This window comes from Rossellomorea aquimaris (assembly GCF_020171925.1).
GTDB classification, from domain to species: domain Bacteria; phylum Bacillota; class Bacilli; order Bacillales; family Bacillaceae_B; genus Rossellomorea; species Rossellomorea aquimaris_F.
Map to the genome: position 1 here is coordinate 352515 of NZ_JAIVAR010000002.1, position 16973 is coordinate 369487.

17 protein-coding genes are annotated in these 16973 nt (G+C 44.3%); 15 read left to right on the top strand and 2 right to left on the bottom strand.

All coding sequences use genetic code 11. The features are described 5' to 3' along the window. Nucleotides 1-2: 2 nt before the first annotated feature. Nucleotides 3-1280 (bottom strand): hypothetical protein, encoded by a 1278-nt coding sequence (locus LCM10_RS09390; protein WP_224875975.1) that lies wholly within the window; start codon nucleotides 1278-1280, stop codon nucleotides 3-5. Nucleotides 1281-1592: 312 nt separating this feature from the next. Here LCM10_RS09390 and LCM10_RS09395 point away from each other — a divergent pair, with 312 nt between their 5' ends. From LCM10_RS09395 to LCM10_RS09425, 7 genes are all read left to right on the top strand, one after another. Next, nucleotides 1593-2753 carry a hypothetical protein gene (locus LCM10_RS09395; protein ID WP_224875976.1) on the top strand — a complete coding sequence of 387 codons (1161 nt, stop codon included), beginning with the start codon at nucleotides 1593-1595 and terminating at the stop codon, nucleotides 2751-2753. A 373-nt stretch (nucleotides 2754-3126) separates the two neighbouring features. Further along, nucleotides 3127-4500: a TcaA NTF2-like domain-containing protein gene (locus tag LCM10_RS09400; RefSeq protein WP_224875977.1), complete on the top strand. Its 1374-nt coding sequence runs from the start codon at nucleotides 3127-3129 to the stop codon at nucleotides 4498-4500. Nucleotides 4501-4513: 13 nt separating this feature from the next. Further along, nucleotides 4514-5338: a DUF6574 domain-containing protein gene (locus LCM10_RS09405; protein ID WP_224875978.1), complete on the top strand. Its 825-nt coding sequence runs from the start codon at nucleotides 4514-4516 to the stop codon at nucleotides 5336-5338. Nucleotides 5339-5440: 102 nt separating this feature from the next. Further along, nucleotides 5441-5911 (top strand): hypothetical protein, encoded by a 471-nt coding sequence (locus LCM10_RS09410; protein WP_224875979.1) that lies wholly within the window; start codon nucleotides 5441-5443, stop codon nucleotides 5909-5911. A 102-nt stretch (nucleotides 5912-6013) separates the two neighbouring features. Beyond that, entirely contained in the window at nucleotides 6014-6775 is a 762-nt protein-coding gene (locus LCM10_RS09415; protein ID WP_224875980.1) for a hypothetical protein, read from the top strand. 9 nt (nucleotides 6776-6784) lie between these two features. Then, nucleotides 6785-6934, top strand: a complete 150-nt coding sequence (locus LCM10_RS09420; RefSeq protein ID WP_224875981.1) for a hypothetical protein — start codon at nucleotides 6785-6787, stop codon at nucleotides 6932-6934. Nucleotides 6935-7597: 663 nt separating this feature from the next. After that, nucleotides 7598-9052, top strand: a complete 1455-nt coding sequence (locus LCM10_RS09425) for a hypothetical protein (protein WP_224875982.1) — start codon at nucleotides 7598-7600, stop codon at nucleotides 9050-9052. A 151-nt stretch (nucleotides 9053-9203) separates the two neighbouring features. Here LCM10_RS09425 and LCM10_RS09430 read toward each other — a convergent pair whose 3' ends face one another. Next, nucleotides 9204-9539, bottom strand: coding sequence for a hypothetical protein (locus LCM10_RS09430; protein WP_224875983.1), 336 nt, complete (start codon nucleotides 9537-9539; stop codon nucleotides 9204-9206). A 285-nt stretch (nucleotides 9540-9824) separates the two neighbouring features. Between LCM10_RS09430 and LCM10_RS09435 the strand changes: the two genes are divergently transcribed. The 8 genes from LCM10_RS09435 (at nucleotide 9825) to LCM10_RS09470 (ending at nucleotide 16709) form a co-directional block, all read left to right on the top strand. After that, nucleotides 9825-10154, top strand: coding sequence for a 2Fe-2S iron-sulfur cluster-binding protein (locus LCM10_RS09435; RefSeq protein ID WP_224875984.1), 330 nt, complete (start codon nucleotides 9825-9827; stop codon nucleotides 10152-10154). 62 nt (nucleotides 10155-10216) lie between these two features. Continuing rightward, the gene (locus tag LCM10_RS09440; RefSeq protein WP_224875985.1) at nucleotides 10217-10987 is read left to right on the top strand and encodes a creatininase family protein; all 771 of its coding nucleotides are present in this window, start codon (nucleotides 10217-10219) and stop codon (nucleotides 10985-10987) included. A 30-nt stretch (nucleotides 10988-11017) separates the two neighbouring features. Then, complete coding sequence (locus LCM10_RS09445; protein WP_224875986.1) at nucleotides 11018-12481, top strand: hypothetical protein; 1464 nt, start codon at nucleotides 11018-11020, stop codon at nucleotides 12479-12481. 251 nt (nucleotides 12482-12732) lie between these two features. Beyond that, complete coding sequence (locus LCM10_RS09450; protein ID WP_224875987.1) at nucleotides 12733-13464, top strand: TenA family transcriptional regulator; 732 nt, start codon at nucleotides 12733-12735, stop codon at nucleotides 13462-13464. 92 nt (nucleotides 13465-13556) lie between these two features. Beyond that, complete coding sequence (locus LCM10_RS09455) at nucleotides 13557-15029, top strand: aldehyde dehydrogenase family protein (protein ID WP_224875988.1); 1473 nt, start codon at nucleotides 13557-13559, stop codon at nucleotides 15027-15029. 25 nt (nucleotides 15030-15054) lie between these two features. Next, the gene (locus tag LCM10_RS09460) at nucleotides 15055-15528 is read left to right on the top strand and encodes a GlcG/HbpS family heme-binding protein (protein ID WP_224875989.1); all 474 of its coding nucleotides are present in this window, start codon (nucleotides 15055-15057) and stop codon (nucleotides 15526-15528) included. A gap of 51 nt (nucleotides 15529-15579) precedes the next feature. Beyond that, nucleotides 15580-16179 (top strand): chromate transporter, encoded by a 600-nt coding sequence (locus LCM10_RS09465; protein WP_224875990.1) that lies wholly within the window; start codon nucleotides 15580-15582, stop codon nucleotides 16177-16179. Continuing rightward, a complete protein-coding gene (locus tag LCM10_RS09470; RefSeq protein ID WP_224875991.1) occupies nucleotides 16176-16709 on the top strand; it encodes a chromate transporter in 534 nt (177 codons plus the stop codon). The genes LCM10_RS09465 and LCM10_RS09470 overlap by 4 nt, the downstream gene beginning before the upstream one ends. The last annotated feature ends 264 nt before the right edge of the window (nucleotides 16710-16973 follow it).

Here is a 16973-nt window from a genome sequence, read left to right on the forward strand (position 1 = left end):
GCTTACATCTTCCCTTTCATTACTAAATCGAAAGCATCAAAATTTTTCTCGATTTGGTCTGATTTCACCTTAATGGTTCTTCTATTCGATCTAATGTTCTGTTCGTCTTTCCGGATTTTCTTAAGGCTGTCTTCAAGTGATACTGCCATGCCATATATGTATCCTGATGTATGGAGAATCTCAGCATATGCTCCTTTGCCATACACTTCATCCAATATGTTGGTGACTGTTTTATTGAGATAAATGCCAATCCCCATGCCGGCGATAAACCCTACTGGCCCACCAGGTATAAAGAGTGTCATAGCAGTCATGGAGCCACCGACCAGGGCTCCTTTTAACGTCTCTTGTCCTACTTCACGAAATGCTTCATCTTCCGTTATTTCTCCGTTCTTGAATTTCATGTAGTTTGTAATACTTGAAACGGTTAACCCAACAGCAGCCCCAATCACTGCCCCTTGGGCGGTTTTTTTAGCAGCCTCTTGGAGAGTGACGGTTGAATGACCCTTGCCACCCGAAATTTTATCTGTCAGTCTTTTAGTCGATTGTTTCACACCTTCTGTATTGTTCAGTTCCTGGATCTTTAGGTGCTCCTGAGCCTGTTTCAGTTTGTCAGCATAGGAGTGATTCCCATTCTGCAGTGCTTTTTCAATGTTCTTAGTTAAGGCTTTATGTACAGCATCTTTAGTACCCTCGATTCCTGTTAAAACATCCTTAGGATCTAACGTGCCTTTTTCTAAAGCCTTGAGGACATCACTTACATTAGTCCCTAATCCTACAGTGCTTTCAGCAGCTTTCACAGTCGTCCTGCTTATTGTATTTCCTGTTAAACGATTGATTGTTTCACCATCAACTCCAGGTGCATTTCCGCCAATAAGCTCGGACTTTGTAAATAAGCTTGATAATTTCCCTTGCTTGAAGCGTAACCAATCAATCTCCTGTGCCGTCCCGTTTAACTTGTTTTTAATCATGCCCAATTGTCCTTTTGTTGCATGATCATAATAATCCTTTGCCCTTTGAGTACTACTGAAAACCCCAGACTTAGAGTACGGATCGAGATTTAGTTGCTTGAAAACCTGGATGTCCCTCATATACTGGTGGGTGCCTTCTATACTCAAATTGGTACCTGCGACACTATTAATCCTTTGTGCAATCCCATCCAACGTTTGGGAAGTTATTAAATGATATTGTCCTGCAACAGCCGTGAAATTCGCACATTCACTAAGAAGCTGCTGATTTTCCTTTAATTCTTTAACATGAAATGGACATAATTGTTCTTCCAAATGTAACTCTTTGCAACGTTTGCAATAGGTGGTCATTTCTGTGCTCCTTCTATATTAGTGCTGTAGCTCAAGGACTCTTTAATATAAAAAACCGTAAGCGTTATGGATATATCTTACCATAAAGGTATAATTAGTAAATTTATAATTAGGTAAGGGGAACCAAGGGGATAGGTACCATGGTTCTCGGACCACGGTACCTGTCCCCTTGGTCCATCCTTATTTTTTACTATATTAGAATAAAAATAAATTGTCACAAGAGTAATATTATAGTAATATTGGGAGGTCTTTTATACTTATTTAGGGGGAAGCATCATGGGAAGATGGTTCATGAGTATTTGTGTGTTATTTTTACTGGTTGGATGCGGACAAGGGGTAGACAAAGAAGAAGGAAATAAAACTGAGTCGCACCCTGTCGAAAGCACAGGCGATGAAAAGGCTGAAGAGAATGATACGCAAGAAGCAAAAATGTTATATCTGGAAGGCCAAGTTGAGCAATTGGGAGGAGAAGCTTTTACAGAAGAAGGATTAACAAAGAACACATATATAACGGATAAGGATGGTATTACCTATATCTTCACACCTATATATGATAAAAATGTTCTATTTTATGATGGGACCAACACATTTACCGTTAATTTATCTGTCGTAAAAGATAATAAGTTTGTTGTTAAAGAAAAGAAAATAGATCTTACTTCCCTCTTGAATTTGCAGGGTAAATCGTACTACTTCGGATTTTCAGGTACGAATGTATTATTCTCTATTGTAGAAGGAAATGCCGATGGTAGCACTATTACCTCTCAACTAGTCGCGGTAGAAATAAATCAAAGTGGAGATACAGATGTAAAAGTGATCAAGGAAGGTAGTTATCCTTCTCAAGATCCAAATAGCCCAAAACGATCTATTCTAAAAGACGCACTTAAAGGGGATTACTTCAAAGAGTGTACGAATGAGGAATGTGACCTTATTGACTCAGAAGGGAAAACCATTTTCAGCTATTCGGAAAGTAATACTTTCCCTAAAGAAAAAGGATTTAATAATACGTACCTGTTCTTAGACGAGAACGTTGGTCGTTACTATGTTTATAACGCTAAAATTAATAAAGTGGTTGAATCTGCAACAGCTTATGACCTTAATGCAAATGACATGGTATGGGGAGAAAACGGAGCTGCTCGGGAATTTGCATTCAATGCCAAGGGTTCATTTTCATATAGCGCTGCAACTGATGGTTTTTATAGTTTACAACCAACAAGCAGTACAGAGAACACATTAATGTACTATAAATACTCTGAAGAAGGGGATGTCCAGCCTTGGACAGAAGGCTTTCTAATGGTCAATTTGCCGACTGAAGCGAAAGCACAACTTACTTTAGATAAAAAGTACTTGAATGTATATACAATAGTCACATTCCAAGGACAGCCTACTATTCAGAAATATCCATTTACGAGGGTGGATGGCCAGGAAGATAAAGACTGACAATGACAATAAAGGAAGCAAAGGGGAGTTCCCTTGCTTCCTTTATTTATATAAATTGATTAACGAACCAAGGGGACAGGTACCGTGGTTCGTGATCCACGGTACCTGTCCCTCTGGTCCATATAAGGGAAGCAATAGGACCTTCCCCATGCTGCTCTTTAATCATATTCAAGTTCAATTACTAGTAAACTTCTAACGTTTGTATTCATAGTAATACCTCATTCATTTTTATAATGAACGATATAGTTTATACGTACCTATCTTCATAAGATAGCCAATTATTCCTATCATTATTCAAATATAATGGTATAATGGTAGCGTTTGGGGGTGAAGGAATTATATTACTATAATATGAAACGGAGGGCGTTGCTGTATGAGTTATTGCACAGTGTGTGGAACGGCTCTGGAGAATGACCCGGCATTTTGTGAAGGGTGTGGAGCAAAGAGAGAACGAGTTGTGGCGCAGAAAGAGAATATTCTAGAGAAGCGTCCAATGTCGAAGAAGGCAAAGGTATCGTTGTTTGTGGTTGGATTTTTAGTTGCGGGTTTAACGGGGACTCATTTGATTTTATCTTCTATTTATAATCCTTTGAAAGATATTCAATCCATGAACGATGCGATGCAGAATCATAGTGAAGATGGTTTTCTTGAGTACATAACGTTTGATGAAGATGCTTTGTTGGATAGGAAACAGTATTTTTCTTCTGTTAGCGGGATGGATTGGGAAACGATGAGGGATCAGCTTGTGTCCATTACCGAGAGTAAGTCGAGTGCGGATGCATTGGTGAAGGATCGTTATGGCAACGATGTGTTTAAAGTGAAGAGGGACAAGGCTCTCGGACTTTATGATACATATAAGATCGAAGCGATTCCTAATCAGGTGTTCTTTACGACCAATATCCAGCCAGCTACCTTCGAGGTAGGAAATAGGAAAATTAATGTAAAAGGGAGCGAGGAGCCTGTAAAGCTTGGTGATGCTTATCCTGGAACATATAATGTGAAAGCGGAAGCGTCCAATCTCTTCGGTGAATTTACCTTGGCAGAGGAAATTGAAGTGAAATCATCAGAGGATCATCAATCGACTTACTTAATGGAGTTTGAGGGAAATGCTTATGAGATTGATACCAATCAACCTGAAGCGATCCTTTACGTGAATGGGAAAAGTACGAACTCAACGCTTGGGGAATACAAATACCTTGGACCCTTCCCGGTCGATGAAGAAGTGACGATGTTTGCTGAGATGGAAACACCGGATGGAAAAAAAGTGAAGACGGAGCCAATCACTCAGGATGAAGTGTCGCTTGGAGGGCTTCCATTCATGTTTGCCGTGGAAGAGGAACCGAATGAAGCAGTAATGGAAGAAGTATCAACATTCGAACAGCAAGCGGCCCTGCATGTCCTGGATTTCAGGGATGCCTATGAGCAGGCACTGAATAAGCGTGACTATTCGTTGATTGCTTCTTACATGATGCCTGGGAGTGTCGCAGAGGAAGAATTGAAGGAATACATAGGTGATCTTCAGGACAAAGAATACTCTTATAAATTTACAGACAACACCATTGTGGAAACGAAGGAAGTCGATGCTGAGGTATTCAAGGTCAGGACGAAAGAGAAGTTCATCTTTACGAATCACTTAAATGAACAAACAACGTATGATCGTGAGAAGATTTACACGGTCATTCAGAACGGTTTTACTTATACGATCGAAACAATCGAGATCAACGATACGGAACGAAATGAACTTTAATGGAGGAAAGAACATGATGACATGCCCTAGTTGTTTAAATGAGCAGAATGGCGGTAAATTCTGTGGGAAATGTGGGACAAACTTAGTCGAAACAGAGGGACAGCCACAGCCTGCTGCCCATGCAGAGACAGCTGCTACAGCACAGACTGCGCCCGTGAATACAAATGAAAATATGCAGAAAGCGAAGGAAGGCGTTTCTAAGTACTGGAACTATGCATTAGGAGTACTGAAGAATCCTTCTAAAGCATTGGCAAGTAATGAATCTCAATTTTTAAATGGAATTATCACAATTGCTATTTTTGTAGTGGCTCTGTCACTCAGCATCTACTTTTTGGCTAATAAATACTATAAAGAGATGTTTGGTGGCATTGGCAGCTTATTCTCCGGAGATGGTATGGAGGCTCAATCCCTTCCATTCTTCCAAATGAATTCCGCATTAGTGATGTTTGCTCTACTATTTATCCTTGGAGCCATCGTGAGTGTGTTCCTCGCTGCAAAACTGATGTCAGAAGCATTTACTGTTAAAACGGTACTTGCGAGATTTGGTGGGGTCCTTGTCCCATTGGCAGCGATGAATGTATTAGCGATGCTTTTTGGCTTGATGGGTTCAATCAAGTTTACCCTTCTTTTTACAGGGGTATCTCTCTTGATCGCCATCGTCCTTATGCCTACTCTAGTCGTATATGACCGAGCGGTGAAAAGTCAAAGAGCAACAAAGGGCGTTTACTGGTCACTGGGAGCATCTGCTGTTTCAGTGCTGATCACCTATTTCATTATTCGCACGAGTGTCCTGGACTTCATGGATGAATTTGAGTCATTGTTTAATTTAGGATTCTAAGTTCAAAGTAGCTGTTTAGAGTATGTGAATGTACTGAGTGCTGTCCTTTGATGTTTGAGGACAGCACTTTTTTTCTAAAATACTGAATGAAGAGGAAACAGTATGAAGAGAATGATGTTGTTTCTGGTTGTCATGGTATGTGCGGGTGTCTTCCTGACCTACATGGGGTATTTTGCAAAGCCTGAAGATCGTGTGAATGCTTTCGTGGATGCTTATAATCACCAGGACATGAACGCGATGTTTGAAATGGTGAAAAATCCGGAAGTCGATAAAATGAAATCTGTGCTGAAGTTCACCGGTTCCATCAGTGAAGCACTCCTTGGGGTGAATGTATCAGAACTGTTAGTAGACTTTCTGCCGATATCAGAAGATGTACTGGGCTATAAGGGTTCCCGAATGCATGCGGAAATAACGGGAAGTGATATGGATTTATTGCGGACGGAAGCGACAGTCCATGCAGAAGTAAGAACAGAATCCAGTGAATCGGATCAATCCAGTGAAATCCAGGACCTTGTGTTCTATTTAATGAAGATTGATCGTGTTTGGTACATTACCGATGTGATTGAACCGTAATAGAGAAAATCGAGGAGATACCTTGAGGATTCTCCTCGAACTTTTAAATGGAATGAAACCTCACCATGAGAAGTAATCACCAACAAGAAAGGGAAGAGTAGAATGAAATTTTGTATGAATTGTGGAAAACAAGTAGAAGAAGGTTCCTACTGTGGCGGATGTGGGACCCAACTAGAAAAGAATGATCATCCGCGAACTTCAAGCAAACGGAAGAAAGTATTGGGCATAAGCTTGATGACACTTGTTTTACTAGGAGGCTTTTTGTTCTATACAACGATGGGGAAGAATGTGCTTGGTATGGTTGTACCTATTAAAGTGCTTCCGTATGTAGGGGTTGAAGAAGGAACCTCCTATAAACTGAAGCAAAGCTATGGTAAGGAAGGTGAAATGCCGGAGGAGAGTATTTCAACGTATACTTCTGAAGGGATCGAAACGATTGATGGCCATTCCGTTTATAAACTTAAATCAGTAGAGAACGGATCCAATGATATATTTTATTCCTTATTCAGCACGGATACATCGGAAGGGATAAAAGAAATAGGGGTAATAGACGATGGTGATATTCATTGGACAGAAGATCCCGACATATTTTTTCCAGAGAAAATGAAGGTAGGAAAGAAATATGTATATAGAGATGAGACCTCTAAAAGAGAAATCACATTAGATGAAATTAAGACCATAACCATAGATGGAAAAACGTTTGAAAATTGCTTGGTCTTTAAAACTAATACGTATTTTTCAGATGGAGAAGACACTTCAACGTTTACAAGCTACTATGCAAAAGGAATCGGATTGGTTAAATCCCAGGGGTCGGTAACGATGGGTGATCGTACATACTATACTGAAGGGAGTTATACGGAGTAGGGAAGGATTTTGAGGCAGAGTATACTGACCTATATAGGGTATTTTGCAAAGTCTGAAGAGCGTGTGAGTGCCTTTGTGGATGCCTATAATCACCAGGACATGAACTCAATGTTTAAAATGGTGAAAAATCTAGAAGTCGATAAAATGAAATCTGCTTGAAGTTCATGGGTTCCATCAGTGAAGCAGTCCTTGGAGTGAATGTAGCAGAACCATTAATAGTTTAAAGGGACGAGGGGACAGGTACCTCGCCCCACAAGTTGAAGGAGTTCAATTATTTTCAACAGGGTCTGTAGTGAGTGGGGCATTTACATGTCCTTTTAAACAAACGTTTGATTAAGTGATAAACCCTATGCAACTAAAGCAGTTCGAGTATAAACAAACATTTAATTGAAAAAGCGAAGGGAACAGGTATCGTGGTTCGTAAACCACGATACCTGTTCCCTTGTATTTCCTCTTCCTTAAAACCTCAACGTCCTCTTCAACCGCGCGAATTTACGATTCGCCTTCTCTAAAGCATGCTTCGACCCAAATAAGAATTGGAACATTTGGAGCCCTCCTAATGAATACGTTTTATTAATTTCATTATAAGATGATTTTTGATTGCAGTCAATCCTTTTGGTATACCAAATACTTATATTTTTATAAAATAAACCGTAATAACCGTGTAAAAACTAAATATGGTATACCATATTGATGGGTAATGAAGAAGCAAAACCTGCTTAAAACCCTTATATAACAACTTTCATCGGCATTTATCAATGAGCAATCGCATACAAGTGGCCATTTAAAGATTCCACCTGAACGTACCGGATGATCACCATAATGTATACCAAATCATTGATTTTCATTCTCAGTAAGTATAAGATAAAGAATAATCAGAAAAAAGCGGTGATTTTTATGATCCAATTGTTATCGGCTGTTTCAATCATTCTCTACTTGCTGAATGAGCTTTTCAAGGGAATGGGACTTTCAACGATCATTTCGGTGATCTGCTTGATCATTGTTCTTATGACGATTTGGAAAGTAGGCAGGTTTGTAAGGGTGATCGGGGGGATTTTCATTATCCTCGGAATGATCATGCTGATCCAAGGTGATGCAGGACCAAGGGAAATGCTTCTTTCTTTCGGGCCGATGCTGAATCTCTTGACGCTGTTCGCTTTGGTTCCACTGCTCGCACTTCCAATTAAGCTCGGAAACTATTCGGACCATATCCAAGGATTCATTTCCAGAAGGGTTCGCTCTTCTACAAGCTTATACAGCCTGACGTCCGGGATCTCTTACTTTTTCAGCATTTTCATGAATTTGGCTACACTTCCGATGACTTATTTTTCTGTCCGGCCGGCAGCGGACGGGTTCCCGCTGGAAAATCGCGAGCGGTTCATGAGCAGGGCGATCACGCACGGGTTTTCGATGCCTTTGATGTGGGCGCCGGTCACGCCGATTGTGGGGATTGTCATCGACATGACGGGGGTGAAGTGGGGGACGATGCTCCCGTATGTGCTACCTCTCAGCGTCATCGGTCTTTTACTAGATTGGTATACGGGCGGGTATCGCAAGCGAAATCGAACACCTTTTCGGACAAGCTCGGCCATCGATGAAACGGCTGCCACGATGGAGGGGAGTAAAGGGAAGGGAGCAGGCAAGCTGTCTCATATTCTGATCGCCATCCTGCTCTTTAATATCGTCATTTCCATTATGGAGCACTCGTTGTCCCTCTCATTCCTTATCGTGGTATCCCTTTTGGTGATTCCTTTTTCATTCGCTTGGTGTCTATTATTGGGACAAGCAAGAACGTTCACAACGGGACTTGTTGATCATTACAACCATCATTTGTGGAAAATGAAGGACCAGTTCTTTATTTTTCTTTCGGCAGGTTTTTTTATCTCGGCCATTGAATTTTCCGGCACGGATCATGTAGTGAACGGGTGGATTACGTCGTTTAAAAATGTGGTCGGAATCGAGATTTTTGTCTTATTCATCCCATTGATTCCACTGGCGCTCGCGTTCATCGGCCTTCATCCGGCAGTGGCCCTGGCACTGCTTGCAGGTACACTCGACCCGCATAGCCTGGACATTTCTCCTTATATCTTGACGGTCTCGATGCTTGCCGGTGCCGTATCCGCCTTTTTGATGGGACCTTACAACGCAACGATCGGGCTCATGTCCACGATTGTGAAGACGAGCTCTTACAAGGTTTCCAATTGGAACGCGGTGTTTACGATTTCGTTTCTTTGCTTGACCATGCTGTATCTCATTCTATTGCAACTGATTATATGAAAAAATCCTCCTTTTCAAATTGATGAAAAGGAGGTTTTTTAGGTTAGAGTTATCTCTTTTACCTGCAGGACAAAGACTCCTCTTGAAAAAGAGGAGTCTCACCATTCATTCGCGGCAGCCGACTCTCGCCGCTTACCAAAAAAGAGCAGAATTAAACAGTTAACTCATCAGACTTAACAAGCTTCGAATGCTTCGAGTCTTCACTGTTTCCATTCGCTTTGACGATTTCATACAGTTCTTCACGGGCCGCTTCGATCGTTTCGAATGATTCAAAGAATTTCATCCGGATATGATTGACATATTCTTTCCCCTCATACTTCTCGTACAGCTCGATCTTCGCATCATCATCCAGGACTCTCGCGATGGTGTAGGATGATTTCAATTTGTCAAAGAAATAGAAGTGGTACGTCTCTACAGATTGAAACCCGTCATTTTCCAGTACGGTTTGAAAGGTTTCCTTATTGGTCAGCACGATATACTTATCCATAAACAAGTCACTCCTCTACAGTCATCAATTGTATTTGGTATACCAAAACCGTGTTATTCATAGTCTAAAACAAGTCATCCATTTTATCAACACATTGTTCAGAATTTTTTTATAATTAACGAAAATATCGTCTTAATCTCTTGATCTATCAGGTTTTTTACGTGTTGATGAGGTTGTAGTCTTCGTAAGAAAATCTAACAGGAGGGTTTACAGCGTGAAAGTTTCAACGGTATACTAAAGAAAATTCTAAAAATTGTGATAAATGTCACGCGAAGGGGTGGTTTTATGCCAAATGTAAAGTTGCATGTGGATGGGGAGATCATCGAGCAAGACGTGAAGGATGGGGCGAATTTGGTTGTCCTTGCTGGGATCAAACAATTTCCAAAACTGAAATACGGATGTGGAATGGGGAAGTGTACGAAGTGTACGTGTAGGGTGTTGAAGGGGTCGGATGAGCTCGCTCCACCGAATTGGAAAGAGGAAAAGATGCTTGGCGATCTGACGAAGGAACACTATCGCCTGACATGCCAGCTCAACATTAAGGCAGATATCGAGCTGACACAAGAGGGAATCGATGTGAAGAAACGGAAGAAGGAAGCAGCAGAGGCGAAATGATGATATTTTTTTAAAGAATAACGGTATACAAAATACCGTATTAACGTAAAGGGGAGAGGGAATTGAATTCTTATCTACTGACGAATATGACATGGGAGGAAGTAAGGGAGGCGCTTAAGACGGTGAGGATGGCCATCATACCGGTTGGTGCCCATGAACAGCACGGGCCGCATATGGCAGAGAGCTGCGACAGTGTCCTTGCGACCGAAATGGCGAAGAAGGTAGCGGAAAGGATGTATCCGTATGTCCTGGTTACGCCGACCATCAACATGGGCGTATCCCCGCATCATCTTAACTTCCCGGGTACGATTTCCTTGAAGCCTGATACGTTGATTTCAATACTGCGGGATATGGTTCAATCGTTGAAGCATCAAGGGATCGAGAAATTTCTGTTCCTTAACGCACATGGCGGGAACCAGGCAACCTTGGGTGTGGCAAGCACGGTGCTTGCAGAGGAGGAAGAGGTGGAGATTTATTATGCAAAGACGACCTCTTCAGCAAAAGAGTCGATGAACCAGTACATTCACTCTCAGATCTATGGCCACAGCTGTGAGCGTGAGGTATCGGAGGCACTGTATTTGGCGCCTTATCTTGTCAGGCCGGACAAGCTTACATCCGGAGACTTCTGTGAAGGGGGGAGATATAGACAATTAAGACCTGGAAAGGCCATTCAAGGCTTTTACCCTTATGAGGAAATGACGAAGAATGGATGCATCGGGGACGCGACAAAAGCAACGAGAGAAATTGGGGAACAGATTGTAACAGAGGCAACCGAGAATCTGACAGAATCGTTAAGGGAATTGTTGGGGATCGAAGTTGGATTAGTGAAGTAGGCTACAAAAAAAGGGGAAGGGTGAACGCTTTTGGAGTTATCTGCTGCTCATTGGCTTTATGCTCTTGTTACGTTGGTTGTCATTGTTACGATGTTGTTTCGAAAAGGGGTTGTCCTGCCGACGATCGTTGGGACATTCCTGGTTGCAGGTGTGTATAAAGGCTCCTTCATAGGTGGTTTCATGGCGGTCTTTAATGCCAACCTTGTTGCAGCCAGGGAGTTATTCAGTATCTTTTTAATCATTACCCTTATGGTTGCACTTTTAAACTCATTGAAAGATCTCGGGGCGGATCAAAGGATGATCACGCCGATTCAAAAAGTCATGGTGAATGGCCATATTGCTTATTTTGTTTTAATGGTTGTGACGTATGTGATTTCCTTGTTCTTCTGGCCGACGCCTGCCGTGCCGCTCATTTGTGCACTGCTTGTACCGGCGGCGATGCGCGCAGGACTGCCTGCGATGGGGGCTGCCATGATCGTGGCCATTGCTGGTCAGGGGATGGCGCTGTCATCGGATTACATTATGCAGGTGGCGCCGATGCTGACGGCGACATCCGGAGGGATGGAAACGGTGCAGGTTGCGGATAAGGCGATGATTTTATCCGTCATTACCGGCTTGACTGCGGTGGCTGTTGCCTATACGATGATGTATAAATCGATTGCGAAGCCGAATAGTGAAGAAGCGCAAAATGCAGTGAATCTATTGAACGCGATGACTGCGAACAAAGATAGTGTGGAAGCTGAAGTGTCTGCTGCATCTGAAGCGACAATCGGCCAGAGAAAAGAAATATGGGGAAAGGTATTTGCCGTTCTGGTGCCCCTTTCCATGCTTGCCGTCATGATTTTCATGTTTTCGACCAAGATCGGAGACAGTGAGGCTGGAACGTTTGCTGGCGGGGATGGTGCTGCGTTTATCGGAGGAGTGGCGGCCATTCTGCTTATCCTGGCATCCGTCGCATTCGGAAGGATCCATGCACTTGATAAAATCGGGGACCATATCACCGATGGATTCGTCTTCGCATTTCGTGCAATGGGGCCGGTGATTCCGATTGCTGGGTTCTTTTTCTTGGGAAGCTCGGATTTCACGGGTTCGATTCTATCGTTGGCCGATGACGCTTCGAAGCCAGCCTTCTTATTCAATCTTGTCCAGTCTATTCAAGCATCGATTCCTGAAAACGCTTTCTTTAGTGCATTCGGAATCCTGTTAGTCGGAATCGTGACGGGGCTTGATGGATCGGGCTTCTCCGGACTTCCACTGGTCGGTGCTTTATCAGGGGCGATGTCGAACTCTGCAGGCATCGATCCGGGAACACTTGCCGCCATCGGGCAGATGGGATCAGTCTGGACGGGCGGAGGAACATTGATCGCCTGGTCATCGCTGGTAGCGGTAGCAGGTTTTTGCGGTGTATCGGTTCTGGAGCTTGCCAGGAAGAATTTCATCCCGGTCATGACGGGACTGGTGGTTGCGACGCTCGCTGCGATCATCTTCATGTAGAAGAATGAAGTAGGAATTTTTAAAAAAATCAGAAAAGTATATTTACAAAGTTAGATTCATAGGCTAGTATAAAGATAATGGTATACCAAATAGCGGATTTGAAAAAGTTGATTAAGAGACTGTATCTCTTGGATAGTGATGTAACAATCAGAAGAGAAGATATGGTTGTTTTTTCGCCACTATTCGGTATACAAAATACACAATACAATGTGCAGAAACATCTGTAGCACAGTTTTAGGAGGAGAATGTACATGACAAATCTATTATCGAAAGATGAATTCCGTAAAGAGCTGGAAGAAGCGATCAAAGGGAATCATAGTCAAAAGGCTCCTTTTACAGTAGCTTGGGCAGAAGGAAAGCTTGAGAGAAAGCATTTTGCCAGATGGGCTGAAAATCATTACCACTATGTAGGGCCATTCGCCAACTATCTTTCTTATATCTATCACAATACGCCGGATCATCCGAAGTTCGAGGATGCGAAGGACTTCACCTTGCAAAATATGTATGAGGAAGAGATTGCAGCAGACCGCCACACGGACTTGTTGATCCGTTTCGCTGAAGCGTGCGGGACGACAGCCGACCGTGTCAGGGATCCGAAGAATATGGCAGCGACTACATTGGGCCTTCAAAGCTGGTGCTACTCAGTGGCTGCTCGTGAGAACTTCGTGGTTGCGACGGCGGCGCTCGTTGTCGGACTTGAATCCCAAGTACCTGATATCTACCGCAAACAAACGCCTGTCCTCCGTGAGAAATATGGCTTTACGGATGAAGAAATCGAGTTCTTCGATCTTCACATCGTATCGGATGAAATTCATGGTGAGCGCGGATTCAAGATTGTCCTTGAGCATGCCGACACACCTGAGCTTCAACAGGAGTGCCTGGAAATCGTTCGCGTCGGTGCAAAGATGCGCCGCATGTATATGGACGGATTGTGGAGAGAGTATCTTGAACAGGATCTCGGAAGCCTTGTTCAACAAGCTTGATACTTAGAACAAAATGAAAAATAAATAAGTGGCAGTTTCCTTGAGGGGAACTGCCATTTGTTCATCATATCAACCGAAATAAACAGGAAAGGATGTTCCATGTGATAGTAGCAAAAGCGGAACGATATAAGAACCTGATCAATGGCCAGTGGGAGGAATCTTCAAGCGAAAAGACATTTGGTAGTATCAACCCGGCCAATAAAGAAGAAGTAGTCGGTGTTTTTCAGGCATCGACAAAAGAAGATGTGAAAAGGGCAATCGAATCGGCAGATCGCGCGTTTGAATCGTGGGCGGCCACTGCTCCGTCAAAGAGAGCGGCGATCCTTGATAAGGCGGCTCAATACCTGATCGATCACGCCGATCAATTTGCGGAAGAGTTGACGAGGGAAGAAGGAAAACCCGTCAATGCGGCGCGCGGCGAAGTGATTAGGTCCGCCCAGACATTGAAGTATTATGCAGTCGAAGGGCAGAGTCACAGCGGTGAAACCTTCCCGCAGGATGACCCGGACATGGACGTTTCAACGCGGCTTGAGCCACTAGGTGTCATTTCGGTCATCACTCCTTGGAATTTCCCGTTATCCATTCCTGCAAGAAAGATTGCTCCGGCACTGATCACGGGGAATACGGTTGTATTCAAGCCTTCATCCGAAACGCCTCTCGTTGCCTATCGGTTAGTGGAGGCCCTTGTTCATGGTGGTCTTCCTCAAGGAGTCCTGAACTTCGTCACGGGTCATTCGAGTGACATCGGAGACAGCTTGGTCGACCATCCGGCAGTGAAAGCCGTTACGTTCACGGGATCCACCGGGGCCGGTGAACGGATCCAGAGGAATGTTTCCTTTGATACGAGGACGCAGATGGAACTTGGAGGCAAGAATCCTCTTATCGTCATGGAGGACGCGGACATCGAGCTTGCTGCTAAGCTGACGGTCAACGGTGGTTTTAACCTGTCCGGCCAGGCCTGCACGGGTACCAGCCGTGTCATCGTGATGAAAGAAGTCAAAGAGAAATTCTTGAAGGCATTACTTGATAAAACAAAGTCACTTAAGATGGGCAGCGGTTTTGAAGAAGGGGTCATGATCTGTCCGTTGGCGAGTGAGAAGCAATTGAAAAATGTGCTGAAGTACATCGACATCGGTAAACAGGAAGGTGCGTCCCTCCTTTATGGTGGCGAGCATGTGGAGGAAGGCGATTTTTCAAAAGGCTATTATGTCAGTCCGACCATCTTCACGGATGTGACGCCATCGATGAGGATTGCCCAGGAGGAGATCTTCGGGCCGGTCATCGCGGTCATCGAAGCGTCAAGCTATGAAGAAGCGGTGAGAATCGCGAATGGCGTGGAGTACGGACTATCCGCATCGATTGTCACCACCAACCTGAAGACTGCCCAGCGTTTTACGCGTGACATCAAAGCCGGCACGGTCAAGGTGAACCGGACGACGACCGGTAACCTGATGAATGCGCCTTTCGGAGGCATCAAGAAATCCAGTACCTCGACGTTCAGGGAGTCGGGCAGAGCGGGTCTGGACTTTTTCACACAAATCAAGACCGTTTATGTAGGATACTAAATTCATTCTGGGGGTAAATGTTGTTATGAAACAAATACTGAGACTTGAACTAGAAGAAGCAAAAGTGCTGCTTGAAGCGGCAAGAAAGAAATCGGAAGAAATCAATGTGCTGGAAACGATCGCCGTTGTCGATGAAGGGGGCCATGTGATTGCCCTTGAGCGAATGAACGGTGCAAGGATCACGGGTCCTGAGATTGCGATTGCGAAGGCGTTCACGGCAGCCGGTCACAAACGTTCCACTCATTTATTCAACAAGGAGCCGAATGGCCCCGTCTTGCCAGGCAACGAAGCATTCGGGATCCAGCAGATGCTGCCGGGTAAATTCGCTGTCTTCGTCGGCGGGTTTCCGATTGTGGTAGACGGAGAAGTCATCGGCGGAATCGGGATCAGCGGCGGAAATGGTGAACAGGATACCGCCGTCGGGACAGCGGCCCTTCAGGCACTCGAGGCCCATTTACAGGATCATGAAGTCGTAACGGATGCAGACATTAAGAAATAATCAATCTGAGATAGGGTCCTGAATCACTATGTATAGAAAGAAGGAATCAAGATGAAATCATATGTGGACCTTACGATTGGATTTGCAAGAACAGGAGTGACCGGCTACGGGGGAGGTCCCTCCACGATTCCGCTGATCGAGTATGAAGCGGTGAAAAAGTACGAATGGATGACGGAAGAAGAATTCGGACAGACGCTCGCGCTTGCCAATACGCTTCCTGGACCGATTGCCACAAAGATGGCAGCCTATATCGGTTACAAGGTCAATGGTGGCATCGGGGCGGCGGTGGCGATCCTGGCCCATATCCTTCCGTCCCTGTTCGGCATGCTCTTCATGCTTGGTCTGCTTTACCAATTCCGCACATCCCCGATCGTAAGCGGGATGGTGCAGGGGGTGACACCGATCATCGGTGTCATGCTTCTTGAAATGGCTTATAAGTTTGCGGACAAGGCAAGGAAAGGGCTTGGGCTATCGGTCGCGCTTGGACTCGGCGCAGCTTCGCTCGTGCTGATCCAATTCTTGAACCTTCACCCGGGGATCATGATCGGGGCGTGCCTCTTGGGTGCCTTCATCGTGGCCGGGTATAAGAAGAGAGCCGCAATGGAATCACAAGACTTGCACGTCGAGCCGAGAAAGGAAAAGAGCGTATGATTTATTGGGATATCTTCTGGGCATTTTTCATATCGAATCTCTTGGGGTACGGCGGGGGTCCGTCGACCATCCCACTCATCCAGAATGAAGTGGTGAACCGCTATGAATGGATGACACTGAATGAGTTTGGGGATCTGTTTGCGATCGCCAATGTCCTTCCGGGTCCGGTCGCGACCAAGATGGCTGGATACATCGGCTATGAGGTAGGGGGACCGCTTGGAGTGGTAATTGCCCTTGCAGCGACCATCCTGCCATCCGCGATCGCCGTCATCATCCTCTTTAAATTCGTGAGTCTCTTTAAAGATTCTCCGCAAGTCAAGCTGATGACCCTTTCCGTTCAACCCGTCATCGCCATCCTGCTTGGCGTACTTGCTTATCAATTTTTCTTGACGGCATTCGAAAAGAGCGGTCTCCTGCAGCTCATCATCCTGACCGCAGCAGGATTCCTCGTCATGAAAAAATTAAAGATCCATCCAGCGGTCGTCATTTTGTGTGCACTGGTATATGGCGGGATTTTTCTATCGAATTGAGATGAAAAGCGATCAAGTTTCTACTTGGTCGTTTTTGTTTTATATAAAAACTGATCTAGCATAAAACGAATCTAGCTGTTGATTGGAGTGCAAGACGAAGACTCCCTCGGGAAAAGCGGGTAAGGTGATCCCCCGGAGTGAGGTGCGGACGGGAAGGCTCACCAGTCGCTTGTGGAAAGCGGAGGGCTTACGCAGAATTTAATAGAGATGTAAGAAGGTCATTTTTTTACAAATTGTACACTTCAACATTTCTTAATTATGTGA